The following is a 2,589-nucleotide window of genomic DNA, read 5'->3' on the forward strand; positions in this document are numbered from 1 at the left end:
CGCCGAACTCGCCCGCCGCGCCCCGCTCGCCACGCTCACCGGCCACGGCGGCGAGATCTCCGCCCTGCGCTTCAATCCGGACGGCACCACGCTCGCCTCCATCGAGAGCTTCGACGGCGTGCTGCGCCTCTGGGATGTGGCGGGCCAACGGGAGCGCACCGAGCCCCTGCTGTCCTCGCTCGCGATCTTCGAGGGTCTCGCCTTCAGCCCCGACGGCCACACCCTGGCCACCGCGAGCAAGGAGCGGGTGCAGTTCTGGGACGCCGCCACCCTGCGCCCCAGCGGCGAGGAGATCGCCGTGCACGACGACCCCACCCGCGCGTTCGAGACCATCGCCTACACCCCCGACGGCCGGACGCTCGCCGCCGGCGGCTTCATGGACGACGAGATCCGCTTCTACGACACCGCCACCCACCGCGGGCGCGGCATGCCCCTGGTGGTGGACGGCGCCTACCGGCTGGCGTTCAGCCCCGACGGCACGAGGCTCGCCCGCACCGACGAGTCCGGATTCGACGGCCTGCGCCTGTGGGACGTGGAGAGCGGCGAGCAACTGCCCCAGCCGCCCGCCGGGTTCCGGGGCACCCCCGAGATTCTCGCGTTCCGCCCCGACGGCGGCGCGCTCGCGCTCGCCGCGGGCCCCGAGGTCCGTTTCTACGACCCGGCCACCGGCGAGGAGACCGGTGCCCGGCTCCCCGAGCACCGGGGCAACGCGACCGGCCTGGCCTACAGCACGGACGGCAGCGGCCTCCTGACCTCCGACTACTCCGGCCTGCGCACCTGGGACGCCGCCACGCACGCCCAGCTGGGGGAGGTGAGCACCCCGGAGACGTTCGCCCGGTTCGCCTTCAGCCCGGATGGCCGCACCCTGGCCACCACCGGGTTCCAGGACCGGGAGATCGGCCTGTGGCGCCTGGAGTAGCGTCCGCGGCGACGCACCCGCGCGGGTATCCGGCCGCGCACGAGGACGACGGGGATCGGGACGACGCGGATCGGGACGGAGACGAAGGTGACGCTGTACGGGAACGGGACCCCCGAGGCCGGTCCGGGCCGGAGCGGACTCGGGGAGGGCCGACGATGAGGATCACCGCCGTCCACGAGGGCACCGTTCCCATCAGCTCGTCCATCCGCAACGCCTGGATCGACTTCAGCACCATGGACTGCTCGATCGTGGCGATCGTCAGCGACGTCATCCGCGGCGGGAAGCCGGTCGTGGGCTACGGCTTCAGCTCCAACGGCCGCTACAGCGCGGGAGAGATCCTGCGCAGGCGCGTCCTGCCGCGCCTGATGGACGCCGAGCCCGGCAGCCTCCTGGACGAGCGGGGCGAGCTGGACCCGGCCAGGGCGTGGGCCGTCATGATGCGCAACGAGAAGCCCGGCGGGCACGGGGAGCGCTCGGTGGCCGTCGGCGTCGTGGACATGGCGCTGTTCGACCTCGCCTCCAAGATCGCGGACAAGCCGCTGTACCGGTGGCTGTCGGAACGCCACGGCGACGGGCGGCCCGACGACTCGGTGTTCGTCTACGCCGCGGGCGGCTACTACGCCCCGGGCAAGACCCTCGGCGACCTCAAGGACGAGATGCGCGGCTTCCTCGACCTGGGCTATGACGTGGTGAAGATGAAGATCGGCGGCGCCGACCTGCCCGAGGACCTGCGACGCGTCGAGGCGGTCCTCGACGTGCTCGGCGGGGACGGCTCCCGGCTGGCCGTCGACGCCAACGGCCGGTTCGACCTGGCCACCGCCCTGGAATACGGGCGGGCCATCGAGCCGTACCAGCTGTTCTGGTACGAGGAGATCGGCGACCCGCTGGACTACCGGCTGAACGCCGTGGTCGCCGAGCACTACCCCGGCCGCATCGCCACCGGCGAGAACCTCTTCTCCCTCCAGGACGCCCGCAATCTCATCCGTTACGGCGGGATGCGCCAGGACCGCGACATCATCCAGGTCGACCCCGCGCTGAGCTACGGCCTGGTGGAGTACCTGCGCATCCAGGACATGCTGCGCCGGCACGGCTGGTCCTCGCGCCGCTGCGTCCCGCACGGCGGACACCAGTTCTCCCTGCACATCGCGGCGGCTCTCAAGCTCGGCGGCAACGAGTCCTACCCGGGGGAGTTCCAGCCCACCGGCGGCTTCGCCGACGACGCCGAGGTCGTGGGAGGCCGTGTCGGCCTCACCGAGAGTCCCGGCATCGGCCTGGAGGGCAAGGCCGCCTTCCACAGGGTGCTGCGCGAGCTGCACAGCTGACCCGGTCGGCCGACCGACGCTCGCGGGCTCCGGGGACGGGCCGCCGCCCTCGGGGGTGATGAGGACGGCGGCCCGTGGCGGTGCGGTGGTGGGTCCGGCGGGGTCAGAGGTGGCGCTGGATCCAGAGCGTGATGAGGCTGACGGCGGTGGTGCCGAGGCCGTAGGAGGCGCCGCGGACGAGGTGGGTGACCGTGATGCGGCGGTATCGCCGGATCCGGCGGGTCAGGCGCCGGCGGGTGCCGGGGGGTGGGGGGGCGCCGTTCTCGGGCTGTCTCTTTTAAACAACTCCCAGCCCCCGGGACTAAGGGGGAACTTGGATGTCGTCTTTTTCTTTGAAAAAAAAAAAAA

1 protein-coding gene and 1 pseudogene are annotated in these 2,589 nt (G+C 72.0%); both read left to right on the forward strand.

Annotation, left to right across the window (positions count from 1 at the left end; all coding sequences use genetic code 11):
• Positions 1-919 (forward strand): annotated as a pseudogene (locus tag ADY01_RS34800) (PD40 domain-containing protein); the annotation flags it as partial.
• 155 nt (positions 920-1,074) lie between these two features.
• Positions 1,075-2,241, forward strand: coding sequence for a mandelate racemase/muconate lactonizing enzyme family protein (locus tag ADY01_RS34805; protein WP_049580814.1), 1,167 nt, complete (start codon positions 1,075-1,077; stop codon positions 2,239-2,241).
• The last annotated feature ends 348 nt before the right edge of the window (positions 2,242-2,589 follow it).

This window comes from Streptomyces sp. SBT349 (assembly GCF_001083795.1).
GTDB lineage: Bacteria > Actinomycetota > Actinomycetes > Streptomycetales > Streptomycetaceae > Streptomyces.